This window comes from Ancylobacter polymorphus (assembly GCF_022836935.1).
Taxonomy (GTDB): domain Bacteria; phylum Pseudomonadota; class Alphaproteobacteria; order Rhizobiales; family Xanthobacteraceae; genus Ancylobacter; species Ancylobacter polymorphus_A.
In genome coordinates this window covers 2,118,268-2,140,224 of record NZ_CP083239.1, presented here as the reverse complement: position 1 = coordinate 2,140,224, position 21,957 = coordinate 2,118,268, and the positions used below count along the sequence as shown (strand labels likewise).

Sequence of the window (21,957 nt, the reverse complement as noted above, 5' to 3'; positions counted from 1 at the left end):
CTCACACGTAGAGCACGCCGCGGGTCTCGTAGACCGAGCGGGGATTATGGGCGACGGGGTTGCGGCTCATCATCTCAATGGCGTTGAACGCGGCCATCATCGGGTCGATCTTTTCGGCGTCGGCGCGCTTGTGCATGTACACATTCTGGCCGCGCTCCTCCGCAAGCAGATTCCCGCATGTCCAGTTGAGCATGGCCGATCCGCAGTGCCTCAGTGTGCCGTCGGCGAGCTTGCGCTCCGCACCGAAAATGGACGATGACAGCTTGTAACCTTGGTTGACCGCCGCCACGCAGGGCTCGGTGATGCCATGCGACGCAAGCTCTTCCAGCAGGCCGGTCACGCCCGCAGCGTCGAGCCCGACGCCTCCGGTCGCTGGCAGCAGGCCCTCCTCGCGAACCTTCACGATGATGGCAGCGGCCTCCTCAGCGTCCTGCGTGACGTGCTCGCAAATGACGAGATCGCCATCCTTCTCATAGTCGCGCAGCCGCTCGGCGATTTCGGGGTGACGCTCAAGCACCACCTTCTGCGCCCACGCCTTGACCCACAGCATCCAATGCCGAGTGACCTTGTGCCGCCCCAGAGCGGCAAGGCCCCAGAGATCCTTGAGCCCGCCGACATCGCCGCCGAACGTGATCACGTCCGAATGAGCGATCAGATAGTCGAGCGTGATGCGCCGATCCGCCGCCGCCGGCCAGAAATCGACCCCGATCCAACGCCCGTGATGCAGCGCCTGGCCGATCTGGATATTAAGATGTTGCGACGCCCATTCGCGTGCCGCGCCGTCGCCCTTGTCCTGCGCCGTCCGCCATTCCGCTGTCAGGCGATCAATGGTGATGGAGCGCCCAAGGTTCGGCAGCACCGCCGGCCAGTTCTTCGGGTTCTTCCACGGCTTGTCTTCGGCGATCTGCATCGCTTCAGGGAATTCATAGAGGATCGGCAGCATACGCACGCCTTCGGTGATGCGTCCGTCACGCACACCGCGCGCATAGTCGAGCTCTTCCTTGAAAACCCCGAACGGCTCCACCTCGGACTGCGTGGTGATGATGATGAGCAGGCTCTCCTCATTCGTCACCATGCCACCCCGGATCTGTCCGATGACGCGGCTCGCATATTTGGCGTGCGCCATGACGTGCAGTTCATCGAGGATCGCAAAGGCGGGGATCGACCCCGTGACCACCTTCGGATCGAAGCTCTTGATCTTGAGCTTCGCATTCATCTGCACGCCGGTGACCGGGTCCACGTGCAGATCGATGATCGTCTTGATGTGCTCCTTCACCTTGAAGCGCCGCGACAGGTAGGGGTCAGCCGCGATCATCGCCGCTGCCTGGGCGAAGCACTTGTCGGCTACCTCCTGCGTCGGCCCGACGATGATGCCGTCGACATTCGGGCGCCGGTTCATCATCAGGGCAATCAGGCCGAGCGCGGCAGCATTGGTCGTCTTCCCATTTTTTTTGGGGACCAAGTTTAGGATTTCACCGACGAAGCGGCGCCCCGTCGTCGGCTCGATCGAACCGAACGCAACACGCACAATGTCGCGCATCCACTCGCCGGCAACCTCACCCATGGTCGGCATGCCGGCGATGTCGGGAACGCGCAGCTTGTTGAAGAGCGCGACGGCGCAGTCGGCCAGCACGTCGTCAAGCGGCAACGCCGGGATCGGGCTTTGTCCGGCCTGGAGCTTGGCGAACCAGTCGGGACAGGCGAAGGAGACGGACATCAGTGCCTCTGCATCCGCGCGAAGATATCGCCGTAGTCCGGCGGGATATCCTGCGCGTCCCTCTGTGCCTGCTCCTTCTTGCCCATCTTCACCGGCCGGTCGTCTTCGGCCTCGTCGTCCTCATCAAGGTTCGCGCCGCGGCTGCGGGGCGCCTGCGGCCCGGCGGCTTTCATCATCTCATGCAGCCGCCCGACAGCCGCCGTCTTCCCCTCGCGCACCAGCTTGAGCAGCACGTCGAGCATCAGCCCCTCGATCGACAGCCGCCCCACCTCCAGCTCGCGGGAAAAATGTTTGCGCAGCGTCTTTTCGTCGATGCCCATATCGTCGGCGATAGCCTTCTGCGTCCAGCCAGCCGCCACGCGAACGGCTACAAAGTCTTGATTTACCTTGTCTTTCTTGAAGGACGGGCGCCCCCGCCGATCACGGATCGGCAGGATAGGCTGGCCGAACAGATCGACCTGCGGCACCGGCTCGGAATTTTCATCGCTCACAGGAAAAAATCTCCGAACATGAGGGGCGCGGGTACGGAGGCGAGGGGCCTTCCGGACTTTTTGCCCCCCCCTCCCCGCACCGGGCCGTCAATGCCCCATGCGGCGCTCTTCGGCCTGCTTCACGCGGTCGTGGCAGGGCTTGCACAGCGTCTGCAGGTTGGCTTCGCACCAGAACAGGCTGTCATCGCCGCGATGCGGCACCTTGTGATCGCAAACCAGCTGCGAGGTGTTCGCCTCGATCTTCCCGCATCCGGTCATTTGGCAGGTGAACAGGTCACGCAGGAACACAGCCCTGCGCAGCTTCTGCCATCGGGCCGTCTTGTACCAAGCGCGCCACGGCGCCGCGATGCTGCGGGCCCGATCTCTATCAGGGCCTGCGTGCGTCTGGGTGGCAAGACGAGACGGTGCGGGAGCAAGCCGGGCTGGCAGCGTCTTCAGCCGCGCCATCGCCACGCCCCAGAAACGACAATGCCCGGCCGCGTTTCCGCTCCGGGCACAACTTGGACAATCTCATTTCGTGCGCAAATACGCGCACAGCTTCTGCCAACCGTCAAGCATCGCTGTAAACGATCCTGATCTCGCGCTCCTCGTGCTCCCACGCGGCACGCTCCGGGCGCCATACCCGGCGCTTGCGTAACCCACTGTCATCGCTCAGCTTCCACAGCCACGCCAGCGCGTCGAGCCCGCGCTGCAGGTGTTCCTGCTCCCTCTTGGAGCACGCACAATCCCTGAGGATAACTGCCTCCATCGCCCGGAAGATGAGGGGCGCCGAGTCGAGCGCGCGTATCTCGCCCATCGCCGCCTTGTGCTGCGTCAGCACGCGCTCGCGCATCTCCTCTTCCGTCTCCCGCCGCTCATCGGTGCCGGAAGCCTCCTCCTGTCCCGCTGCCGGCGCCACCATGCGGCCAAGCATGGAGCCCGTCGTCATCGGCGTGGCGAGCACCACATGGAACTGCGCCACCAGCGCCCGCCAGCGATCCGCCGCCCAATACTGCGCCTCGCTGATGGCCCCGGTCAGGAACATGCGGCCGATCACGCTTTCGGCCCGCTGGTCCATGCGCAGCTCTTCCGGCAGGCTGGCACGGTGCGGCTGCGCCATCACCGCCTCGCGCTCGCCCCGCTCCAGCACCGCGATGGTGGAACGCGACAGCTGGCCCGATGCCGTCCGTTTACCCGCCTTCCTCGGCCTGCCCCGCTTCGCCATCTCGCCTCTCCTCACCCGCCGCCGTCCACAAATGCCGCCATCTCGTCGTCGCCCGCCGCCGCCTCGCCCGGCGGGCCGGCGCCCGGCTTGGGCGGGTAGCGCATGGGGAAGCTCCGACCGGGAAGGCGCGCCATGGACCCATCCGGCAGCCGGGTCAGGAAACGGCCATAGGTGAGTCGATGTGCATTGCCGGTCGCCGCGAAGGCCTCCTGCCACGCCTGCCACGCCTCGCTGTCGGCCGCGACGAACACCCAGCGCTCATCGGTGCGTCCGCTCATCGCCCATTGCACGGCCCGGCTCACCGGGTCCGTCTCGACCGGCCGCGCGGCCTCGGCCTTGGCGGCAGGCGCCGGCAGATTGGCCAGCCCCTCCCATCGCCGCTCGGCGAGATAGGTCGAGGGATCGCAGATCTTGCGGCTCTTCGCCCGGCAATGGTCGAGGAAGCGCGGCAGCAGCGCCAGCGCCTGCGCCCGGTCGGTGGCGGAGAGCTTGGTCCATGCCCGCAGGGCCTTCGCCCGGCTGGCAGTCGGGTCGGCGCCGTACTGCGCCCACAGCACATCGAACTGCGTGTCGACCGTCTCGGCCGGTGCCGCCCCCTGCTCCCCTTCCCCATCAGAATTTGAAATCCCCACCCCTGCCCCCTGGGGGGGTTGGGGGGATTCTTCTTCAATTGAGGGTTCAAGTGAGGGATCTGGACTCGTCACCGTGACGAGGGGGCCTGATCGTGGTGACGAGGGGGCCTTGTCATGGTGACGAGTACCCCCCTCGTCACCCTGACAAGGGGGGGCGGCGGAGCGCGGCGAAATGCCGACCAGCAGCCGGATCATGTCGGTAGTGCGGGAGCCGTTTTCCCGCGCGCGCTCCGTGCGCTCGATAAGCCCCCGCGCCTCCAAATCGCGTAGCGACCGGGTGACCGTGGCGAGGCTCAACTCGGTGTATTTGACGATCGTGCGCCGGGCGACCCATGCGAGATTGTCGTCATTGGCGAAATTCGCCAGCGCCATCAGCACGAAGCGCGTGCTGGAACCCAGCACGATGTCGAGCTTCGATGCCCATGCCTGCGCTTCGTTGCTCATCCCCGCCCCCATTTCTTCGTGAGGGCTGCGTCACGGGCGTGAATGGCGCCGATCATACGATGGTGGTTCGCGTTCTCGATCGACTTCTGGTCGAGCAGCGCAGCCGCATAAGATCGAAGCGCGTATTTGACGATGTCGTTCTCCAAACGAAAAATCGTCTGCTCGTGCTCGCTAAGAGATGACGGGTCGAACCACGGCCGGCACTCCCGGCTCACGGCCCCTGCATCGAGCGCGTGCTTGATCCACCCATCCCCGAACGTCTCGCCGGTCAATTCGAGGCAGGCATTCATGACTTGCGTCATGGCGATCAGTTCATTGGCGAACTTCAATTCATCGCCGGAACCGGAAGCCAGCCTCAACATCTGGGCAGCCACGCGCCGCACAGCCCACAGGACAGCCTCTTTGGCGCGCGCGACATCGAGGTCGTGCTGTGTCTGCTGCGAAACCAGCCGGACAACCATCATGCCCCCTCCCCGCTAGAGGGCGCCGCCGGCGCGGCGAGATGGTCCACCACGGCGCCGATAGGCCCCAGCGGCACGCCTTCGCTGTCGCGATGCACGGCGGTCGCAAAGGCGGCGGGCGGCACGCCGTACTGCATGGCAATGGAGAGGATCGCCGCCGCGTCGCGGGCATTGGTCTCGGCGTCGGAGCCGCTCTTCGGCCCGCCGACGAACACTTCGCCCACGCGCCCGTCATCGTAGTAACCGAGCGTGACGACATAGAAGATATTGCCGAGCGTGAAGCTCATGCTTTCGGCAAAGCGCCGCACGGGAAGCAGTTCGCGCGTCATTCCGCCGCCTCCACTTGGAGGTCGGCCGCCGCCTCCGGCAGGAGGTCGGCCGCCTCGTCAGTGGCGAACAGCCCCTCATCCTCGGGCTGGCCGGCGCGGGCGCAGTTGCGCACCGCCTGCGCGAAATAGCTGGGTTTCAGTTCAAACCCGATGCCACGCCGCCCCATGCGCACGGCGCAATAAACCTCGGAGCCGATGCCGAGGAACGGGGTCAGCACCGTGTCGCCCGGGTTGCTCCACAGGTCGAGGCACCGCTCGATCACGTCGAGCTGCAGCGGCGAAATATGCTGCTCGTCCTTGGCGTCGCGGGCGCTGCGATATTGCAGGGTGCGCGTCTGGTTGATGTCCATCCACACCGGCGAGGCGTAGCGCTGCCAGATCAGCGTCGACACCCATGTGTCATAGGGCCAGGGCTTCGCCCCCGCCTCCAGCCCGGCACACCAGCGCTCATAGGCCGGGCGGGAAAGGTCGAGCCCCTCGCCGTGAAAGGTCTCGAAAGGCCCGCTGATCGGCTCGGAATTGTCGCCCGGCTTGCGGAAGGTCAGCACATAATCCGCCAGCCCCTGGCCGGAGAGGGCGGAGTCCTTCAACACCTGCTTGTGCAGCAGGCGGATGGATTTGGTGCGCTGCTGCGCCACCACCGGGTTTTTCCAGATGCACACTTCGGAATGGAAAATCCACCCGGCATCCTCGTAAGCCCGCACGATCTCGCCGCGGAAATCCCGCATGCCGATATGCCCGTGGCGGATCTTGCTGGTGGGCAGCTGCATGCAGTGCACGCTGTGCAGCCGGCCGGGCATCGTCACCCGCAGCAGCTCGGCGATCAGAAAGGCATAATGCTCCCAGAACAGCCCGCCCTCGCTGTTGGAAAGGTCGCGGTCGAAATTCGAGAACTTGTAGAGCCCTTCAAAGGGCGGCGAATGCACGCCGAAATGCACCGTTCCGCTGGGAATGGCGCGGATCAGTTCGCAGCAATCGCCCTGGTAGAGGGCGTGGGTGTCCGTCACCACCTGCTCGACGGCGCGGATCTCGCGGGCGGCCATCATGCGCCGGCTCCTATCCATTCGGGGAGAACAAAGGGGTGCCCGGGCGCATAGGCCGGGCGCTCGCGCTCCACGCCGCGCACGGCGCGGGTGGAAAGGTCGGCCATGTGGCGCACCATGGCGGCGGCCATGCGCTCGGCATCGGCCTCCTTGCGGCGCAGGTTCGCCAGCACGGCGCCCTCGGTGGCCGCCACCACGAAATGCACATTCACTGGGCGCGTCTGGCCGAAGCGCCAGAAGCGGCGGATGGCCTGATACACCTGCTCGAAACTGTCGGTCAGGCCGACAAAGCCGGTGTCGGCGCAGTGCTGCCAGTTCATCCCGAAGCCGGCGATGGAAGGCTTCGTCACCAGCACGCGGATGCGCCCTTCGGAGAAGTCGACCAGCTTGCGCTCTTTCACGTCGTCGATGTCGGTGCCCCGCACCTCCACAGCGCCGGGGATGGCGGCGGTGATCGCTTCGCTCTCGGCGTTGAGGTTGCACCACCACACGAAGGGGCGATCCGCCGGAGTAAGCGCCGCCGCCCGGGCAACACGGGCGCCCACGCTGTCGCGGCGCGCCGCCAGCCGTTCCTTCATCGTCACCGCCATGGGCGCGAACAGGCCGAAGCCCTCGCCGGAAAGCTCCACCTCCACCCGGTGCTCGATCTGGTGGAGCGGCGGCAGCGCATAGGCGCCATCGTCAAAGCCGAGGTCGGAAGGCCGGCGCAACATCACCGCCCAGCTGGCCATCCAGCGCCAGAAATCCTCCTCGGCGTGGCCCTTCAGCCGCCATTTCTGGGTGTCGCCGCCGTCATGCACAAAGAAGGTGGCGAGCATGTCGGTGTAGCTCATCACGCCGAGAAACTCGGCATGGTTGCCCAATTCCATGAAGTCGTTCGGCGCCGGGGTGGCGGTTGCCGCCAGCCGGTAGGGAATGCGCGCGCATTCCTCGATCAGCCGCGTGCGGTAATGCCCATCGGTGGATTTCAGGATGGACGACTCGTCGAGGATCACCCCGGCAAAGCGCGACAGGTCGAAGCGGTCAATCTTCTGATAGTTGGTGATGCTTGTGCCCGGCTCAGCGTCGCGCCCCGCCTTCACCACCCGGGCGGCAAGGCCGAACTTCCCGGCCTCGCGCCCCAGCTGGGCAGAAACCGCCAGCGGCGCCAAATGCAGCACATCGCCCTGCGTCTCCCGCTGCACGGCATCCGCCCAGGAAAGCTCCATCAGGCTCTTGCCCAGCCCCGTGCCGGCAAACAGCGCCGCCCGCCCCCGCCGCAGCGCCCAGCTTGTGCATGCATGCTGGAACTCGAACAAGCATTCCGGCAGGCCGGAAGGCGCGGCAATGCCGCTCGGCGGGTCGACAATCGCCTTGGCAGCGAGAAACTGGTGATAGGCGGAAAGGTCGCTCACCGCACCGCCTCCGCCGTGAAGTCCGCGCGGCGGCGGGCATGCGCCAGCTTCATGTTGCGCGGCTGGAACATGGGGCGCAGATGCGCCGGGTTGCAGCAGCGGCGCACCCGGCACTCGTGGTCCAGCTGCTCGCCCTTGCGCAGCGGGCGCCCGCCGGCGATGTGCCACACCACCTTGTGCACGGCCTGGGTCACGCCCTGCCATTTCACGCGGCCATAGCCGCCGCCGCGCCCGCTGCCGCTGTCGGCGCCCTGCCACACCCAGCACCCTTTGCCGGAGTCCAGCGCGGTCAACGCCGCCAGCCGGGGCGGCAGGCTGTCGAAGGAAAAGGGAGCCATCATCGCGCCTCCCGTATCGCGGCGGTAAGGCTCGCCACCTCGGCGGCAAGCGCGGCGTCGATTTCCACCTGCCGCGTCAGCTTCAGCACCGCGTGCAGCACGGTCGTGTGGTCGCGCCCGCCGAAGCGCCGACCGATTTCGGGAAGCGAGCGAAGGGTGAGCACCTTGGCGAGATACATCGCGATCTGCCGGGGCTTCACCACGCTCGCGGTGCGGCGCTGCGAGAGAAGATCCTCGCGTGTCACGCCATAGTGGCGACACACCACCCGCTGCACATCGTCAATCCGCACGGGCGACGGCACCTTGGCTGGCGTCAGCTGAGCGGCGTGCGCGGCGATCGCTTCCGCCGTCACCGGCCCGCCACCCAGCACCAACGTGCGCAGCGTCGCCACCTGCGCCGGCAAGGGCAGGTCCAGTGCCAGAAGCGCATCCATCGCCGCCGCGTCCAGCACGCGCACCAGCCGTCGCGCCTCGATCTCCAGCGCGGCCCGGCACAGCGCCGGGTCAGGCGCGGCAATCGCCACCACCACGGCGCCGGCCAGCGCCTCGCGGGCGCGGCAATCGCTCGGTGCCAGCCGCCCCACGGCAAGCCCGCGCACCCCGCCCCCGGTGATCTGGCGGCACCGCGCCTCCGTCGCGTCGTGGGCATCGTCCAGCAGCCGCAAATGCCCCACCGGCAGCGCCACACGCGCCGCCGCCAGCATCAGGCTCTTGCCGCAACCGGCCGGGCCGTAGAGGTAGAGCACCCGGCCGGGCAATGCGTCGCGCAGCAGCAGGCGCAGCATATGCAGCGCCTCTTCATTGCTCGGCCCGGCGGCAATACCGGCAAGCGCGGCGTCCACGGCGTCCGGCTCCGGCAGGGCGGCGGGCAGAGCCGCCTCCTCCCGGCTGGGCAGGGCCGTGTCGATCACCCGTGGCGCGGGATCGGGCAAAGCGGCATGGCGCCGGTTCCGGCCTTCCCGCCGCGCCCGTGCCATCGCCTCGCGCAGCATCTGCGCCTGCGGGTCGGCAAGGGTCACGCCCCCGCCCATCCCGGCCGGCAAGGCGGGAGGGGCTGCCAGCGCCTCCTCCCGCCCGCTTTGCCCGTCGCTTGACATTTTACAGCCGTCTTGGACGGAGCCGAGGTCATCCAGCTGTCTCGGCACCGGGCGCGGCATCACGCCCGGCAGAACGAAGGGGGAAAGCGGCTTGGCCCGCCGCTTCTCCGGCGGGGCATAGGCCAGCGTCGCGTGGTGGCGGCAATAGGCGCCCTCCACCACCCCGGCGCCGCAATAGCGCCCGCCGTCGACAGCCCGCTCATGGAAAGCCCAAAGCGGCCAGCGGCACATGGCGGTGTCGAGGTCGAAAAGCCCGCCGCCCGCAGGCGCGGGCGCGTCCGTGCGGTCAAGCATCGCCCGCCTCCTGCAATTTCAAGCTGTTACAGTGGGTGTTTCCCGTGGAGCTTCCCCGGCCGTCATCCCGGACGGCCGCAGGCCGATCCGGGATCGCGACGGTGTATTGGCGGGGGTGCGGGCCGACATAAGCGGCCAGCCGCGCCAGCCCGTCGAAGGAAAGCACCCGCCCGTTCTCGCAGCGCGAGATGGTGGCGGCGCTCACGCCCGCCGCCTTCGCCGCCTCGCGCACGCCATGCCCGCGCATCTCGCGCGTCACCCGCACCCCGGCGCCCAGCGTCGCCCAGCACACCGGCCCGGCCGGGCGGGGCGCGGTTGAGGCCTTCAGCCATACGGGATCGAGAAACAGCACGGCGCAGATCGCCATATGCGCATCGGCCGCCACCGGGTGCGCGCAGGCAGCGCGCCGCCACACCCGCAGGCTCACCCCGGCCGTGGCCGCCAGCCGCCGTTCCGCCTCGCCATCCAGCCGCAGCCCGGCCATGTGCCGCGCCAGCGCCTCGCTGCGCCCCTTGGCGGTGAAGCGGGCACGTTTTGCGTTCGCGCCCATGCTCAGCCCTCCGCCTTTTCACGGAGGCGGGAATAGAGGTTGCTCAGCGCCACCAGCGCCTCGTGCACCTCCGGCAGCGCCGCCCGGGCCTCATTGGCCGTGATCGCCGCGCCACCCTCGGAAAGCGGGCTCGTGCTGGCGAAAATGCGCGCCACGGCTTCGCCCATCTCCCGCATCGCATCCGCCGTCAGGGCGGCAACAGCGTCCCCCTCGCGCGGCAGCGGCACGAACACCCCACCAGCGCACAGCGCCAGGTGCTCGGCCGCGTCCGTGCAGCCAAAGGCGCGGGTGAACTGCACCACCTTGGCATAGGAGATTTCCGAGCCCGTCTTGTCCGGGTTCAGCTGCGCCCGCAGCGTCCAGTGCGAAACGTCGAGCATGCTGGCGGCGATGTAGATGCCCTCGGAAGCGGCGGAGCCGTGCGTGCGGCCGATGCTGTCGAACATCTTGTCGAGCGCGTCATGTGCGCTCCCGGGAAGCAAGCGCTTGCTCATCAGGCAATCTCCCGTTCACGCGCCCCCAGCGGCGCCAGCAGCGCGCGCAGGGGTTCGATCGAGGTCGGCCGCACGGGGCGGAAATGGGCGGAGAGAAACCAGATCTCCGGGCCGAAGGGCTCCAGATGCAGGAACACCCCGCCGCCGAACGGCTTGAGATCGGCAATGGTGTAGACACAGCCGGAAACCGGCAGCGGGATAGGCGGGGCGTCCTGCCCCGCCCTCACCCAGCCGTCATCCACGCACTCGACCATCTGGCCGGCGCGAAAGGCGCAGAAGCCGGTCATGGCGCCTCGCCCTCCGTGCTGCACGAAGACGCAGGCACAGCCGGGGCGGGTGTGTCAGTATGGCGGGGATGGCGCGATGCAACCGCGCCATCCCCTTTCATCCCCGCGTCAGGCGCACACGGAGACGAAACATGAACCTCTTCGACAATGCCGAGATCGCCGTCCCCTGTCCGCAATGCGGGCACGAGAACAAGGAGACGCTCGGTCGGCTCAAGCACGACCCGCAAATCGTCTGCGGCGGCTGCGCCGAGGTCATCACCATCGACAGTTCGGAACTGAAAGAGAGCCTCCAGGCCGTCGACAAGAAGCTGGCCGACTTCCGGCGAAATCTGTCCCGCCTCGGCAAGCGCTAGCAGGCGGGCCGTCGCCCGCTCGGCCGGCCGTGCGTCGAAGCAAAGTCTCAGACGAGAGGGAGCGCTCATCCCAACACCTCCGGGTGATTGGCATTTTCGGGGGAAGCCGCCGGCGGCACAGTGGGCGGCGGGTAAAGGTCGGGCCGCAGCGCATGGCGCGGCACGCCGGTGATGCGCTCCACGTCCAGCACCCGCTCGGCGGGGACCTTCCGCCACTGAGACACAGCGCCGTGGGTGATGCCGCACGCACGCGCGATCTCGGAAACGATGCCGCGACGCTTGGGGAGGATTTCGAGCAAATGAGACATGCCGCAATTGATAGCCAAACTAACATTCTGGCGCAAGGCTCGTGTTAGTTCATCTGTCTGGTGCGCTGCACACCCGGGCGCACAATGTGCGCATGGCTAAAGTCCGCACCAACTTCAAACCGCCGAAGCCGCGCCACTTCATTCGGCAGTGGCGAAAGCACCGCGGGTTGACGCAGGAACAGCTGGCCGAAATCGTGGGCGTCACCCACGGCGCGATCTCGCAGCTTGAGCGCGGCGAGACAGGCTATACCCAGCCCATGCTGGAGGCCTTGGCTGGCGCGATGCATTGCGAGCCGGCGGACCTGATCATGCGCGATCCCACGCAGGTCGGCGCCCCATGGTCGATCTGGGAAGCGCTCAAGCCGGCGGAGCGGGAAAAAGCGCTCGACTACATGCGGTTTCTGCAACAGCAGGTTGACGGACCCAAGGGCGACAAGGCAGCCTGACCCTAGGTCTGGGGAGGCTGCATCATGAGACTTTGTCGCTGGCTAGCGGCTGCCGCTGGCGCTATCGCTTTAGCAGGATGCACCACCGACCAGGCAAAGCAGACAATGGCCTCTCAGTGGGTCGGCCAGCCGTTCGATTCCTTCATAATGAAGTACGGACCGCCGCGCACCACTCAAGACCTTTCAGATGGCCGCGTGCTCTACACTTGGCAGTCGAAGGCGAACGTCTACCACATGCCGGCTACCGCCCACACAACAGTCTATGGCGGCGGCCGATTTTCGACACCAAGCGCACGAACAACCTACTATCCAGCGTCGACAGTTGTGCGCAAATGCGCGGTACAGATCATCGCCCAGCCAAATGGGCTGATTTCAGAGATCATGCCGACCGAAGATCCTTGGGGAGAGTGGTCGTCTTCAATGTGCTCCGAAATCTTCGCGGCAGGCGGCCCCCCTACGCCCATCGCAGCGCCCGAAGCGGCGGTCGAGCAATAGGAGCCTCCCGGCCGGGGAGGCGCTAGGCATCTCACAGCGAACCTACAAACCTCTGCGACATCGAGTGATTCTGCCCATTCCGGTGGCCGGATGATAGCTGAACTCGCTTATCCGCAGTCACGTTGATAGCCATACTCACATTTTCCGTTGCGGCGGATTGTTAGCTAAGCTATCACTATGCCCCATCACCCCAACGATGGGAGCACCCTCCGATGCACCGCCCGTTCTCTTCCCTGCCCACCCTCGCGCTGCCGCCCCATGAGGCCGGCGCCATTTGCGATGCAGTTTCCGATGAACTGCGTGCGCGTGCCGAAGCTACTCGTGCAGGCCTTTTTTCTGCCTCTGCCTTGTCGGACGAAACGAAGGCGGCGGTTGAAAGCATTGCGGCAGCTTTTGCAGCTTGGCCTTCCGAATTCGGCGCCATCTGCGACCGTGTGTCCGCCGCCGTGCGGGCCGAAGCCTATGGCGACACGGTCGAGAGCCTCGCCCGCGAAATTGAGGCCATCATCGCCCGCCAGGGCAGCATGCAGGAGGAAGACCTGCTGACGCTCGGCTGGTCCAAGCCCGCGCTGGTCGAGACGCTTCCGGACGCGCTGGAAACCGTCCGCGCCCGCGCCTCCCGCCACCTCTCCTGAGCCTTCTCCCAGGGCTTGCCCGGCGGTTCCTCGTTGCCGCCGGGCACTCGCCGGGGCGCGTTCTTCATACCCCCAGCCCGCACGCGCCCCGGCTCTTTCTCCAGCGCTTTGCGCCTGACAGCCGGAGAGACGGCACCTCCATCACCCCATGCGGAGCGCGCCATGTCGCCGCCGACCTTTCCCCAGATCAAGGGCATCGCCAATGCCGGCTTTCAGGCGCTGTGCGGCGAGACGGAGCGCCGCGAGGTGCCGGCCCAGCACGCCATTTCCACCATGCTCATCGCCATGGCGTACATGCTCGGCACCTATGCCTGCACGGTGAGCGTCGCCACCGGGCGTTCTGTCGAAGAGGTGATCGACGACATCACGGAAGGCGCCAGATGCGCCGCCGCTGATGCAAAGGATCTGATGCGCGCCGGGGCGCACGGAGCGGTGCAATGACCCTGCACCTCCCCGCCGGCCTCCGCCGCCGCCTGCTGCGCGCCGCCCTCGCCGTCATGGCCCGCCGCCCGGCGGATATGCTCATCGGCGGGACGGAGCGCCCCTATATGCGCCGCTGGTGGCTCCTGCCGCGCAACGCTCTCTTCAACATCTATCTGCACGATTTCCAGCGGGATGATGATGACCGCGCTTTGCACGATCACCCATGGCCCTCGCTGTCCATCCTGCTGCAGGGCGAGCTGATTGAGACCTATGCGCCCATCCCGGCGCTGGCGGCGGAGCCGGCGCACCAGCGCACCCGCCACCTCACGCCCGGCGCCATCGTCTGGCGCGGCGCGCGTTTCGCCCATCGCCTCGCGCTCACATGGTCGCCGCGCGCCATGGCGCCGCGGCCGGCCATCACGCTCTTCATCGTCGGCCCGCGTGTGCGCGAATGGGGCTTCTGGTGCCCGAAGGGCAGCCCCGCCGGCGGCTGGCGCCCGTGGAAGCGCTTTGTCTCGCCGGACGATCCCGGCGCCGTCGGCCCCGGCTGCGAGTGAGGCACCCCATGCACGCTCCCGCGCCCATCACCGCCCGCGATATCAGCCTCGCCTTGCGTGAGGCATGGCGGCTTGTCGCCGTTTTCGCCCCCATCGCCGTCGGCCTTGTCTGGGTCGGCATCCTGTCGTGAGCGAGGAGGAGGCTCCCATGCTCGCCCGCCTGCGCCGTCTCTCGCCATCCGCCCGCCTCGCCTGGGCGCTGTGGGGCATCGCCCTCAGCGGCGCCGCCGGCCTGCTGCTCGCCGCCAGCGCGGCGGGCGCGGCAGAAGCGGCGGCGGATGACGCGACCATCACCCTCTCGGTGGCAGACATCGCGGTCATCGCCCTGCTGCTCTCGATCGCGGCGCTTTGCGTCGCGGCCGGCAAGGGCGGGGAGAGTAGGCCGGATCGCCCGCACCGCCCGGCCGCCCGGCCCGGCAGCGACAGGAGGTCGTGATGGCCAAGTCCCCCGTCGAGCGCTGGGGCAGCGAGGCGCCCCGGCCGCGCAAATCCACCAAGGCGACCGAAACCACGTCGGCGCTGGAGCAGGCGGCCGAACGGCCGAACGAACAGCCCGACGATACGTCCCTTGCCGACGCCGCCGCCGGCTTCGCGAAGGAACAGCTGAAATCCTTCATCGAGCGGATCGAGCGGCTGGAAGAGGAAAAGAAGACCATCGCCGATGACATCAAGGATGTCTTCGCCGAGGCGAAGGGCACGGGCTTCGACGTGAAGGCCCTGCGCGCCATCCTGCGCATGCGCAAACAGGACGCCGACCAGCGCGCCGAGCACGAGGCGATTGTCGATCTCTACATGCAGGCGCTCGGCATGATCCCGTTCGAGCGCACCCCTCTCGGCCAGACGATGGAGGGGTGAGATGGCACCGAAACCCCTCCGCGCCGTCGAGATGGAAGAGGAGCATTTCGACCACATAGCCACCTGGGTGGCCTTCAAGTGCCAGCAGGCTTTCGAGGAGAAACTCGCCTCAGTCCTCAGCGAGGCCGAGGATGGTCTGCGCGCGGGCGTGCCTGTCGATTGGCCTGGCGTCCAGAAGGCTATCGACGACGCAGCGGATGATGTGGACTTCGAGGAACTGCGCCACTGGTATCTCATCAAGATCGAGCCCCCCCGATCGTCGAGACGATCATCGGCGAAGCGTGGGATCTCGCGCGCGCCGGCGAGACGGCTGAGGCGCTGCACCGCCTGTCCCTGCTCACCCGCCCGAAATGGCAGAGCGAGGCCGCCTGCCGCGACGAATACACCGTCGCCATGGCGGAAAGCCTTGCTCGCACGATTGCCGCTGAGCGCGCCCGCCACCGGGCTACGGCGCGTCCCTTTGCCGACACGCCCCTCGGCGCCACCTTTCTGTGAGGCTCCCATGAAGCTCATTGCCGAGCGCACCCACCTGCTCGCCGCCCTCAACGCGGTCGGCCATCTGGCGAAGGCCAAGGCCAAGATCCCCATGCTCGCCATGCTGCGGCTGCGCACGGAAGGGGATCGCCTCTTCATCGCCGCCACGGATCACGATGCCTATGCCGAGGCCGAAATCCCGGCGGTCGTGTCGCGCGAGGGCTCGGCCTGTGTGGAAGCGGCCATCCTCGCCCGGCTGGTGAAGGACTTCGCGGAAGGTTCACAAGTGAGCTTCGACGCGGGCGACGCCCTCGCCACGCTCAAGGCTGGCCGCAGTCGCTATCAGCTGCACGTTCTGCCGGCCGGCGATTTCCCCTCCGCTTTCGAGCCGAACGGCGCCACGGCCCGCTTCATGCTGATGCCGGAGGAAGTCCGCCGGGTGCTCGATCTGCCCTGCGCCGCCGCCGCCAAGAGCCAGCCGGCGCTGGCCTATCTGGAGGGCGTCTATCTCCACACCTCGGAAGATGACGGCACGCTGTGGGGCGCCGCGACGGACAGCTATGTCCTGCTCGCCGCCGATGTCGAGGCGCCCGAGGGCGCGCAGGATCTGCCGAAAAGGCGGGAAGCCGAAGGAGTCCGCGCCGCCCGTCCGCGCGGGCTCATGCTGCCGGCTGAAAGCGTCTCCCATATCCTGCGCCTCGGCGAGGTGCCGCTGGAAATCCATGCCGGCGAGAACGTCGTCGCCGTGCGGGGCGCCACAAGCGGGGTGAAGCTGCATTACGTCACCCGGCTGATCGAGAACATTTTCCCGTCCTATGAGCGGGTGATCCCGCCGGCCGAAGGCACGTGCCTCACGGTGGCGGGCGACAGCTTCACCGCCGCACTCAAGCGCCTCGCCAGCGTCGCCGGCAGCGACGAGCGCGCCGTGGGGCTGGAATGGGGCGAAGAGGGTGACCTGTCCCTCTGGCTCGACAACCATTCCGAGGGCATTTACGGCGCAGAGAGCGCCCCCATCGTTGCGCGCACCGGCCCCGGCCGCATCGGCATTCGCCCTGCCTTCGCCCTCAAGGCGATCGAGGCGCTGGGGCGCGGCACGATCGAGATCTGGTCGACGGCGGAGAACAAGCCCATCCGCCTGCGCAACCCGGACGACCCCGCCCTTGTCGCCGTCGTCTGGCTGCAGGTGCTCCGCCGCCGGCCGGAACAGGGTGCCCTCTTCGGCGAGGGAGAAGCGGCATGAGCAAAAACGGCCGCCCCATGGATAGCTGGGCAACCAACCCGCGCGTCGATCGGTACCTAGACGACAAGGCAATGGATAACATCGACCATGCGCTTGGTCGCCATGTTGATCCACTTGGCGCGACATACCGCGACCACTTCGCCACTGACGGGGCGCTCGCCGTAGAAATGGCCGCGTCACCTCATTGGGAGGAGCGCGGTCGCCATGGCGATATGCGGCTTTTCGGTGTGACCCAGGCCGGCCGCGAGGCGCTGGCATCGCATCTGAAAGAGATCGGCGACGGGCACCGGTCATTCATCGTCGCCTTCGACGGTCACGAAACCTTCATGGCGTCCCTGTCGGCGGGGAAGGCCAAGTACTCCCTCTGGCTCAAGGTCTCCGATTGCTGGCCCGATCTGACATTTAGCGAGTTCTGCCGCCGCGCCCGATGCAGGAGGGCAGCGTGACCGACAACCCGTCCAAGCCCGTCAACCTGTTTCTTCTGGCCTTCCTCGCGCTCTGTCTGGTGGCGACCGATGCGCAGTGTTTCGGCATCCTCGACAGCGCCATCGCCGCGCTGCGGGCAGTTATCCACGGAGCGAGCACATGAGCGGCGAATGGAAAATGGTGCCGGTCGAGCCCACCGACACCCAGCTTGCGGCAGGACGGGACGCCTGGTGCAAAGACCCGGCGCGACGGTCAAGCACCCTCTACAGCGCCATGGTGGCTGCGGCGCCGGCAAGGGCGTCATTCCAGCAGCGTGTGCAGCCTTGGATGCTTGCCTGCTTCGGCCCGGCCATCGCCGCCGACAAACTGGAGCGCGGCGACCGCCTGCTCGAAGAGGTGCTGGAGCTTCTGCAATCCGTTGACTACCCGCGCGAGCGTATTGCCAGCCTGTCGAGCTATGTCTGGTCGCGGCCGAAGGGCGAGCCGGCGCAGGAAGTCGGCGGCTCCATGGTGACGCTCGCGGCCTTCTGCCTCGCACACGATCTCGACATGCACGCGGCCGGGGAAACCGAACTCGCCCGCATCTGGACGAAGGTCGATGCGATCCGGGCGAAGCAGGCCGCTAAACCGACGGGCTCGGCGTTGCCGGTTGCCGTCGAACCCACCCCCGCGCCCGATCCGGCACAGGATGGGTCGTCGCATCCGCTTGGGGAGAAGGCGTGGCTTGATCTGGTCGAAAAGGACGATCGAACATCCCCTGCAGACTACCCCGACCACGCGCTGATTACACGGGATGAGCTTGCCACGTATATGGCATGGGCAACGGACGAACACCGCTGCCCGATCTGCGCCAAGCCGTTCAAGGTCGATGACCTCTGCGCAACCGATATCACCGAGGGCATTTGCCACGCGGCCTGCCTGGAAGGCTCGCCCGTCGTCGATCTCGAAACCGGCGAGGAGACTGGCGGCAAGGCCGATACGTACCGCTATGGCGACGATGCGACTCAGGGGGGCGGGGGATGATGGACCTTCGCCTTCCCGCCGAGGTCGCCGCCGAACTCCGCTGCTCCGAGCGCCATCTCCGTGCGCTCGCGAGAAAGCTTGGCGCCTGCCGTGTGATCGGCAAGACTATGCTTTTCACCGAGGCCGATGTCCGGGCCATTCTGGAGGCCAGCCGCCCATGCCCGTCAAAATCTACAAGCGCGGCGACATCTGGCACTTCCGGGGCACCGTTGCCGGCCGGCGACTTCGAGGCTCTACGGGCACAGGTGACAAGGCAATTGCGCAGCGCATCGCCGCCGAAAGGGAGGCAGAAGCGTGGAAAGGTCATCTTGATGGCCCCTCGGCCGTCCTGACCTTCGCCCAGGCTGCCGCGCTCTACACCCAGGCCGGCAAGGGCGATCATCGCACCCTGCGGATGATGGATTTCTGGAAAACCACCCTGGTGAAGAACATCACCGAGGGCCAGGTGCGTCAGGCCGCCGTCACGCTCTACCCCAGCCACAAGGCGGCGACCCGTAACCGCGAGGTGATCGCCCCCACACAGGCGATCATCAATCACGCCGCCAGCCTGGGCAAATGCTCCCCGCTCACCGTCGCCCGCTTCAAGGTGGCGAAGGTCGAGAAGATCCCGGTGACATGGGAATGGGTGCAGGCCTTCATGCGGCACGCGCCGCCGCACCTCGGTGCTCTCGCCTGCTTCATGTTTCTCACCGGCGCGCGCATCTCCGAAGCCCTCGCCGTGCGCTGGGAAGATGTGGACTTCACCGCCCGCAAGGCGAAGATCCGGCAAACCAAGCTCTATGGCGAAGAGCGCTTCGCTCACCTCCCCGCGCCGCTGCTCGTCGCCATGGCGAACTGCAAGCGCGATCGCGACACGGTCTTCCGCTATGTCGAGCGCGACAGCGTCCGCAAGTCATGGGATTCGGCCGTGAAGCGGGCGAAGATTGCCCCGCTCTCGCCGCACGCCTGCCGGCACGGCTTCGCCACCGCCATGCTTCACGCGGGCGTCGATCCGGTCACGGTGGCCAAGCGCGGCGGCTGGAAGAACGTTCAGCACGTTTTCGCGACCTATGGTCACGCCATGGAAGACGAAACGATCACGGATCGGATTGTCTCGAATACCGCCTTCCTGCCTCAGAGAAATTATGGAAAGGCTTGACCATCAAACACTTTCCGCTCTCAGGCGACGCGGGATTGACCATTATCTGATCGCAACCTTGCTCGGGTGCGCTCCGGGATATGCAAAGTCAATTCTGGACGGAAAGGCAGAAGCCGAACCGCGCGAGTTGGCGATTATTCGGCTCTGCTCGCTTGCGGCAATGCGAGGTATCCATCTAGTGTTTGGTGATCTGGCGCGTGGCTCTGAATGGCGCCCTATTCCAGACTTGGAAGACTATGAGGTCAGCCGAAGCGGGCAAATCCGGAGGAGGGCGTCAGGCCATGGAGCCCGCCCAGGACACCTCATAAAGCTGCGGGCGACCCGAACGGGGCATCTCCGCTTCAATTACTCGACGGGATCGCGAAAGGGCACAATGCAAGCCCATAGGGCTGTGGCCATTGCGTTCATTGGCCCACAACCGAGCCCTGGACACATCGTTTGTCACAGGAATGATGTGCCCACCGATAACCGCGCCGCCAACCTCTATTGGGGCACCCATTACGACAATTCGAGCGACAGGGCGCGGAACGGTCTGATCAAGAAGATTGGCTCAAATCTGACACAAAACGCTAGCGCCGGAGATTTCCCCGACATCAGAAGCATCAAAAAAGACTATAAGAAACAAATGCTTACAAGACTTGCAAAGATCAAAAATCGCGCTTTGCACGGCCCCCTCGGTGGGGAGGGGTAGCCCGAGAAGGGGTCTACTCCCGGCGGGAACGAAACGCAAGGGGCAAAAAATCCGCGCCGTGCCCGCGTCAGCGCAGGCGCGGATCGGCGGCTAAGTGCGCCCCCGCCCGAACCGGAGACGATTTTTTCGCCCGCCGCACGCGCGGGCTCATTTTACCGTCAAACGGTATGGAACTGCAGCGCGGGGTTCGTCGTCACCTGCTTGTCAGACGCTGGAAGGGATGGCGATGCTGACGGACCTGCAACCACCAAGGGCTATTTACGCAACCCACCGACGCTTTCACCGCATAGGCGGCAAATAGAAATCTCTGCCGACCTGCATTCACGTGCCTCAAGACAGAAGTGCCTAGAAGATGTTCGATATCATGCTGGACTACACGTTCTCTATCGCTCTCTTCATCATGGGGGCGATGTATCTGCTCCACTATGCGCTCTGATGTTGCGCCCCATCAGGGCCCCGAGCGCCTCCCCCGGCGAAGCCGTGCGGCCTGAAGTGATCCGGCCGGAAATGCGGCAGGCCGCCGCCACACCGGCGCATACCGGGCAGCCTGTCCACATTGTGATCGCGATCGCGCCCCGTGCCTTAACGCGGTCTTAACGCGGGGCGACAAGTCTTCTGCGCTGAACCACAGACGAGAGGAGGCTTCCCCCCATGATTGGACGGACCGCCATCGCACTGAGTGTGATGTTCCTTGCCAGCACGGCTGCCATGGCTGCCAAGCCGACAGCAATGGGTGAGTACAAGGACTGGAGCACCTGGCGCTTCAACGTCGATGGCAAGCCGCAATGCTATACCATCAGCACGCCCATCGCGAAAAAACCGGAGAGCCTCACCCATGGCGATGTGACGTTCTTTGTCACCGCCCTGGCCAACACCGCGCAGCGCACCGAGGTGAGTTTCCAGACCGGCTACAGCTTCGCCGCCGGTTCGCAGGTGGTCGCCAGCATTGGCGACGACAAGTTCGTGATGATGACCGAGGGCAGCAGCGCCTGGCTGCGCCGGGCCGAGCGCGAGCCGGCCTTTCTGGAAGCGCTGCGCGGCGGCAGCCAGATGAGCATCAGCGCCACTTCCGCGCGCGGCAATGACACGAGCTATGTGTTCTCGCTCAACGGTGTGACCGCCGCCACCAACCGCATCCTGTCCGGCTGCCGCTGAAAGGCGCCCCGCCGGCGGGTTGGGCACCGTGCCCGGCCCGCCGGTGCGCGCCCCAGTCGAACGCGCCCCAGTCGAACGCGCCTCAGTCGAAGAGGTAGCGCACGCCGAGCCGCACCTCATGCGCCGCCTGGCTGAAATCCGACAGCCCGCCGCCGAGACCGGCGTTTTCGATGCGGACATAGCGATAGCCGAGGTCGAGCTGCCAGTTCGGCGCCAGCGTCACCGTGCCGCCCGCCATCGCCGCCCAGGCGAAGCCCCAACCATCGCCCGCCCCGAGCCCGGAAAGCGACACATGCGCCCCGCCGAGGCCGGCGCCGACATAGGGCGTCACGCCATACCAGGTGCCGAGGTCGAGATAGGCATTGGCGAGCAGCGTGGTGGCGCTGGCCTCGCCGCTGAAGCCGCGAAAGGACACATCCGCCGCGCTGCGATAATCGGCGGTGAGGTCGAGGCGCAGCAGGTCGTTCAGCCGCAGGCCGGCGCCGAGGCCGAACACGCCGGCATTATCCACCGGCGCATGGCCGGCGGCGCCGAGATCGGCCGATTCGTTGAAGACGAAGCCGATATCGCCGCGCAGATAGAAGGCGCGCGCCTCCTCGACCTCCGGCGCACGGGACAGCAGATCGTCGGCGTCGAGATCGTCGAGCGCATCCGCCGCCCGCGCCGCGCCACCCGTGAGCAGAACGACACATACCGTCGCGAGCGCGCTCCCGCGCAGCCCTGCCCCAACCTTCTCACCCGACTTACGCATGCAACCATCCCAGACGAGCCGGAGAGTCCCGGCGTTCTTCGACGGCTGCACTGTGCCCGCGAGTGATTAAGAGCGGCTTAACCTTAACGCTTAACCTTGATTACATCAGGCAAGCCCGCAGGGCTTTGCCGCCGGGCGGAGCGTAGCTCCTGCCTCAGGCGAACCGAAGGTTCGGCCCCCCTCACCTTGCGTCATCCCGACGGGCCACCGGC

General features: G+C 66.6%; 32 protein-coding genes. 16 read left to right on the top strand and 16 right to left on the bottom strand.

All coding sequences use genetic code 11. The features are described from left to right. Position 1 precedes the first annotated feature (1 nt). The 14 genes from K9D25_RS10050 to K9D25_RS09985 form a co-directional block, all read right to left on the bottom strand. On the bottom strand, positions 2-1,717 hold the full coding sequence (locus K9D25_RS10050) for a terminase large subunit (protein ID WP_244450698.1): 1,716 nt from the start codon (positions 1,715-1,717) through the stop codon (positions 2-4). Beyond that, positions 1,717-2,208, bottom strand: a complete 492-nt coding sequence (locus K9D25_RS10045) for a hypothetical protein (RefSeq protein WP_244450697.1) — start codon at positions 2,206-2,208, stop codon at positions 1,717-1,719. The genes K9D25_RS10050 and K9D25_RS10045 overlap by 1 nt, the downstream gene beginning before the upstream one ends. Positions 2,209-2,295: 87 nt before the next feature. Beyond that, positions 2,296-2,655, bottom strand: a complete 360-nt coding sequence (locus tag K9D25_RS10040; protein WP_244450696.1) for an HNH endonuclease — start codon at positions 2,653-2,655, stop codon at positions 2,296-2,298. A 103-nt stretch (positions 2,656-2,758) separates the two neighbouring features. Continuing rightward, a complete protein-coding gene (locus tag K9D25_RS10035) occupies positions 2,759-3,412 on the bottom strand; it encodes a hypothetical protein (protein ID WP_244450695.1) in 654 nt (217 codons plus the stop codon). A gap of 11 nt (positions 3,413-3,423) precedes the next feature. Continuing rightward, positions 3,424-4,488 carry a helix-turn-helix domain-containing protein gene (locus tag K9D25_RS10030; RefSeq protein ID WP_244450694.1) on the bottom strand — a complete coding sequence of 355 codons (1,065 nt, stop codon included), beginning with the start codon at positions 4,486-4,488 and terminating at the stop codon, positions 3,424-3,426. Further along, positions 4,485-4,949, bottom strand: a complete 465-nt coding sequence (locus tag K9D25_RS10025) for a hypothetical protein (protein WP_244450693.1) — start codon at positions 4,947-4,949, stop codon at positions 4,485-4,487. The genes K9D25_RS10030 and K9D25_RS10025 overlap by 4 nt, the downstream gene beginning before the upstream one ends. Further along, positions 4,949-5,278, bottom strand: coding sequence for a hypothetical protein (locus tag K9D25_RS10020; protein ID WP_244450692.1), 330 nt, complete (start codon positions 5,276-5,278; stop codon positions 4,949-4,951). The genes K9D25_RS10025 and K9D25_RS10020 overlap by 1 nt, the downstream gene beginning before the upstream one ends. Next, complete coding sequence (locus K9D25_RS10015) at positions 5,275-6,324, bottom strand: DNA-methyltransferase (protein ID WP_244450691.1); 1,050 nt, start codon at positions 6,322-6,324, stop codon at positions 5,275-5,277. The genes K9D25_RS10020 and K9D25_RS10015 overlap by 4 nt, the downstream gene beginning before the upstream one ends. Beyond that, positions 6,321-7,715, bottom strand: coding sequence for a helicase (locus tag K9D25_RS10010; RefSeq protein WP_244450690.1), 1,395 nt, complete (start codon positions 7,713-7,715; stop codon positions 6,321-6,323). The genes K9D25_RS10015 and K9D25_RS10010 overlap by 4 nt, the downstream gene beginning before the upstream one ends. Beyond that, entirely contained in the window at positions 7,712-8,053 is a 342-nt protein-coding gene (locus K9D25_RS10005; protein WP_244450689.1) for an HNH endonuclease, read from the bottom strand. Before K9D25_RS10005 ends, K9D25_RS10010 begins: the two co-directional genes overlap by 4 nt. Next, a complete protein-coding gene (locus tag K9D25_RS25070) occupies positions 8,053-9,444 on the bottom strand; it encodes a helix-turn-helix domain-containing protein (RefSeq protein ID WP_432207927.1) in 1,392 nt (463 codons plus the stop codon). Before K9D25_RS25070 ends, K9D25_RS10005 begins: the two co-directional genes overlap by 1 nt. Then, a complete protein-coding gene (locus tag K9D25_RS09995; protein WP_244450688.1) occupies positions 9,437-9,994 on the bottom strand; it encodes a helix-turn-helix domain-containing protein in 558 nt (185 codons plus the stop codon). Before K9D25_RS09995 ends, K9D25_RS25070 begins: the two co-directional genes overlap by 8 nt. 2 nt (positions 9,995-9,996) lie before the next feature. After that, positions 9,997-10,488 (bottom strand): phage regulatory CII family protein, encoded by a 492-nt coding sequence (locus tag K9D25_RS09990; protein ID WP_244450687.1) that lies wholly within the window; start codon positions 10,486-10,488, stop codon positions 9,997-9,999. After that, a complete protein-coding gene (locus K9D25_RS09985) occupies positions 10,488-10,775 on the bottom strand; it encodes a hypothetical protein (RefSeq protein ID WP_244450686.1) in 288 nt (95 codons plus the stop codon). Before K9D25_RS09985 ends, K9D25_RS09990 begins: the two co-directional genes overlap by 1 nt. Before the next feature lie 131 nt (positions 10,776-10,906). Here K9D25_RS09985 and K9D25_RS09980 point away from each other — a divergent pair, with 131 nt between their 5' ends. Further along, the gene (locus K9D25_RS09980; protein ID WP_244450685.1) at positions 10,907-11,128 is read left to right on the top strand and encodes a phage terminase large subunit family protein; all 222 of its coding nucleotides are present in this window, start codon (positions 10,907-10,909) and stop codon (positions 11,126-11,128) included. A 65-nt stretch (positions 11,129-11,193) separates the two neighbouring features. Here the strand turns inward: K9D25_RS09980 and K9D25_RS09975 are convergent, their stop codons facing one another. Further along, on the bottom strand, positions 11,194-11,436 hold the full coding sequence (locus K9D25_RS09975; RefSeq protein WP_244450684.1) for a transcriptional regulator: 243 nt from the start codon (positions 11,434-11,436) through the stop codon (positions 11,194-11,196). Between the two features lie 92 nt (positions 11,437-11,528). On the opposite strand from K9D25_RS09975, the gene K9D25_RS09970 reads away from it, so the two are divergent. The 15 genes from K9D25_RS09970 (at position 11,529) to K9D25_RS09910 (ending at position 20,994) form a co-directional block, all read left to right on the top strand. Beyond that, a complete protein-coding gene (locus K9D25_RS09970) occupies positions 11,529-11,882 on the top strand; it encodes a helix-turn-helix domain-containing protein (protein WP_244450683.1) in 354 nt (117 codons plus the stop codon). Between the two features lie 105 nt (positions 11,883-11,987). Then, on the top strand, positions 11,988-12,377 hold the full coding sequence (locus K9D25_RS09965) for a hypothetical protein (protein ID WP_244450682.1): 390 nt from the start codon (positions 11,988-11,990) through the stop codon (positions 12,375-12,377). A 347-nt stretch (positions 12,378-12,724) separates the two neighbouring features. Continuing rightward, the gene (locus tag K9D25_RS09960; RefSeq protein WP_244450681.1) at positions 12,725-13,012 is read left to right on the top strand and encodes a hypothetical protein; all 288 of its coding nucleotides are present in this window, start codon (positions 12,725-12,727) and stop codon (positions 13,010-13,012) included. A gap of 162 nt (positions 13,013-13,174) precedes the next feature. Continuing rightward, the gene (locus K9D25_RS09955) at positions 13,175-13,453 is read left to right on the top strand and encodes a hypothetical protein (RefSeq protein WP_244450680.1); all 279 of its coding nucleotides are present in this window, start codon (positions 13,175-13,177) and stop codon (positions 13,451-13,453) included. Continuing rightward, positions 13,450-13,992, top strand: coding sequence for a hypothetical protein (locus tag K9D25_RS09950; RefSeq protein WP_244450679.1), 543 nt, complete (start codon positions 13,450-13,452; stop codon positions 13,990-13,992). The genes K9D25_RS09955 and K9D25_RS09950 overlap by 4 nt, the downstream gene beginning before the upstream one ends. Positions 13,993-14,000: 8 nt before the next feature. Next, on the top strand, positions 14,001-14,123 hold the full coding sequence (locus tag K9D25_RS24915) for a hypothetical protein (RefSeq protein WP_279613805.1): 123 nt from the start codon (positions 14,001-14,003) through the stop codon (positions 14,121-14,123). Positions 14,124-14,140: 17 nt separating this feature from the next. Then, positions 14,141-14,428, top strand: coding sequence for a hypothetical protein (locus tag K9D25_RS09945; RefSeq protein ID WP_244450678.1), 288 nt, complete (start codon positions 14,141-14,143; stop codon positions 14,426-14,428). Positions 14,429-14,511: 83 nt separating this feature from the next. Next, positions 14,512-14,847, top strand: a complete 336-nt coding sequence (locus K9D25_RS09940; protein WP_279613812.1) for a DUF2312 domain-containing protein — start codon at positions 14,512-14,514, stop codon at positions 14,845-14,847. Positions 14,848-15,349: 502 nt separating this feature from the next. Then, entirely contained in the window at positions 15,350-16,561 is a 1,212-nt protein-coding gene (locus K9D25_RS09935) for a DNA polymerase III subunit beta (RefSeq protein WP_244450677.1), read from the top strand. Further along, positions 16,558-17,007 carry a hypothetical protein gene (locus tag K9D25_RS09930; RefSeq protein WP_244450676.1) on the top strand — a complete coding sequence of 150 codons (450 nt, stop codon included), beginning with the start codon at positions 16,558-16,560 and terminating at the stop codon, positions 17,005-17,007. Before K9D25_RS09935 ends, K9D25_RS09930 begins: the two co-directional genes overlap by 4 nt. Continuing rightward, positions 17,004-17,150 (top strand): hypothetical protein, encoded by a 147-nt coding sequence (locus tag K9D25_RS09925; protein WP_244450675.1) that lies wholly within the window; start codon positions 17,004-17,006, stop codon positions 17,148-17,150. Before K9D25_RS09930 ends, K9D25_RS09925 begins: the two co-directional genes overlap by 4 nt. Beyond that, the gene (locus tag K9D25_RS09920) at positions 17,147-18,010 is read left to right on the top strand and encodes a hypothetical protein (protein ID WP_244450674.1); all 864 of its coding nucleotides are present in this window, start codon (positions 17,147-17,149) and stop codon (positions 18,008-18,010) included. The genes K9D25_RS09925 and K9D25_RS09920 overlap by 4 nt, the downstream gene beginning before the upstream one ends. Before the next feature lie 157 nt (positions 18,011-18,167). Next, entirely contained in the window at positions 18,168-19,148 is a 981-nt protein-coding gene (locus K9D25_RS09915) for a tyrosine-type recombinase/integrase (protein WP_244450673.1), read from the top strand. Further along, positions 19,060-19,839, top strand: coding sequence for an NUMOD4 motif-containing HNH endonuclease (locus K9D25_RS25065; RefSeq protein ID WP_432207926.1), 780 nt, complete (start codon positions 19,060-19,062; stop codon positions 19,837-19,839). The genes K9D25_RS09915 and K9D25_RS25065 overlap by 89 nt, the downstream gene beginning before the upstream one ends. A 651-nt stretch (positions 19,840-20,490) precedes the next feature. After that, positions 20,491-20,994 carry an invasion associated locus B family protein gene (locus K9D25_RS09910; protein ID WP_244450672.1) on the top strand — a complete coding sequence of 168 codons (504 nt, stop codon included), beginning with the start codon at positions 20,491-20,493 and terminating at the stop codon, positions 20,992-20,994. Between the two features lie 82 nt (positions 20,995-21,076). On the opposite strand, the gene K9D25_RS09905 is transcribed toward K9D25_RS09910, so the two are convergent. Continuing rightward, the gene (locus K9D25_RS09905; RefSeq protein WP_244450671.1) at positions 21,077-21,745 is read right to left on the bottom strand and encodes an outer membrane protein; all 669 of its coding nucleotides are present in this window, start codon (positions 21,743-21,745) and stop codon (positions 21,077-21,079) included. Between the last annotated feature and the right edge of the window lie 212 nt (positions 21,746-21,957).

Excerpts from the sequence above, each read along its gene's own strand:
- K9D25_RS25065 (WP_432207926.1), top strand. The coding sequence starts at position 19,060 with ATGGTCACGCCATGGAAGACGAAACGATCACGGATCGGATTGTCTCGA.
- K9D25_RS09905 (WP_244450671.1), bottom strand. The coding sequence starts at position 21,745 with ATGCGTAAGTCGGGTGAGAAGGTTGGGGCAGGGCTGCGCGGGAGCGCG.
- K9D25_RS10005 (WP_244450689.1), bottom strand. The coding sequence starts at position 8,053 with ATGGCTCCCTTTTCCTTCGACAGCCTGCCGCCCCGGCTGGCGGCGTTG.
- K9D25_RS09965 (WP_244450682.1), top strand. The coding sequence starts at position 11,988 with ATGGCCTCTCAGTGGGTCGGCCAGCCGTTCGATTCCTTCATAATGAAG.
- K9D25_RS10015 (WP_244450691.1), bottom strand. The coding sequence starts at position 6,324 with ATGATGGCCGCCCGCGAGATCCGCGCCGTCGAGCAGGTGGTGACGGAC.
- K9D25_RS09975 (WP_244450684.1), bottom strand. The coding sequence starts at position 11,436 with ATGTCTCATTTGCTCGAAATCCTCCCCAAGCGTCGCGGCATCGTTTCC.
- K9D25_RS10020 (WP_244450692.1), bottom strand. The coding sequence starts at position 5,278 with ATGACGCGCGAACTGCTTCCCGTGCGGCGCTTTGCCGAAAGCATGAGC.
- K9D25_RS10035 (WP_244450695.1), bottom strand. The coding sequence starts at position 3,412 with ATGGCGAAGCGGGGCAGGCCGAGGAAGGCGGGTAAACGGACGGCATCG.
- K9D25_RS09950 (WP_244450679.1), top strand. The coding sequence starts at position 13,450 with ATGACCCTGCACCTCCCCGCCGGCCTCCGCCGCCGCCTGCTGCGCGCC.
- K9D25_RS10030 (WP_244450694.1), bottom strand. The coding sequence starts at position 4,488 with ATGAGCAACGAAGCGCAGGCATGGGCATCGAAGCTCGACATCGTGCTG.
- K9D25_RS10040 (WP_244450696.1), bottom strand. The coding sequence starts at position 2,655 with ATGGCGCGGCTGAAGACGCTGCCAGCCCGGCTTGCTCCCGCACCGTCT.
- K9D25_RS10025 (WP_244450693.1), bottom strand. The coding sequence starts at position 4,949 with ATGGTTGTCCGGCTGGTTTCGCAGCAGACACAGCACGACCTCGATGTC.
- K9D25_RS09995 (WP_244450688.1), bottom strand. The coding sequence starts at position 9,994 with ATGGGCGCGAACGCAAAACGTGCCCGCTTCACCGCCAAGGGGCGCAGC.
- K9D25_RS10050 (WP_244450698.1), bottom strand. The coding sequence starts at position 1,717 with ATGTCCGTCTCCTTCGCCTGTCCCGACTGGTTCGCCAAGCTCCAGGCC.
- K9D25_RS25070 (WP_432207927.1), bottom strand. The coding sequence starts at position 9,444 with ATGCTTGACCGCACGGACGCGCCCGCGCCTGCGGGCGGCGGGCTTTTC.
- K9D25_RS24915 (WP_279613805.1), top strand. The coding sequence starts at position 14,001 with ATGCACGCTCCCGCGCCCATCACCGCCCGCGATATCAGCCTCGCCTTG.
- K9D25_RS09980 (WP_244450685.1), top strand. The coding sequence starts at position 10,907 with ATGAACCTCTTCGACAATGCCGAGATCGCCGTCCCCTGTCCGCAATGC.
- K9D25_RS09970 (WP_244450683.1), top strand. The coding sequence starts at position 11,529 with ATGGCTAAAGTCCGCACCAACTTCAAACCGCCGAAGCCGCGCCACTTC.
- K9D25_RS09915 (WP_244450673.1), top strand. The coding sequence starts at position 18,168 with ATGCCCGTCAAAATCTACAAGCGCGGCGACATCTGGCACTTCCGGGGC.
- K9D25_RS09935 (WP_244450677.1), top strand. The coding sequence starts at position 15,350 with ATGAAGCTCATTGCCGAGCGCACCCACCTGCTCGCCGCCCTCAACGCG.
- K9D25_RS09930 (WP_244450676.1), top strand. The coding sequence starts at position 16,558 with ATGAGCAAAAACGGCCGCCCCATGGATAGCTGGGCAACCAACCCGCGC.
- K9D25_RS09945 (WP_244450678.1), top strand. The coding sequence starts at position 14,141 with ATGCTCGCCCGCCTGCGCCGTCTCTCGCCATCCGCCCGCCTCGCCTGG.
- K9D25_RS09955 (WP_244450680.1), top strand. The coding sequence starts at position 13,175 with ATGTCGCCGCCGACCTTTCCCCAGATCAAGGGCATCGCCAATGCCGGC.
- K9D25_RS09985 (WP_244450686.1), bottom strand. The coding sequence starts at position 10,775 with ATGACCGGCTTCTGCGCCTTTCGCGCCGGCCAGATGGTCGAGTGCGTG.
- K9D25_RS09910 (WP_244450672.1), top strand. The coding sequence starts at position 20,491 with ATGATTGGACGGACCGCCATCGCACTGAGTGTGATGTTCCTTGCCAGC.
- K9D25_RS09990 (WP_244450687.1), bottom strand. The coding sequence starts at position 10,488 with ATGAGCAAGCGCTTGCTTCCCGGGAGCGCACATGACGCGCTCGACAAG.
- K9D25_RS09920 (WP_244450674.1), top strand. The coding sequence starts at position 17,147 with ATGAGCGGCGAATGGAAAATGGTGCCGGTCGAGCCCACCGACACCCAG.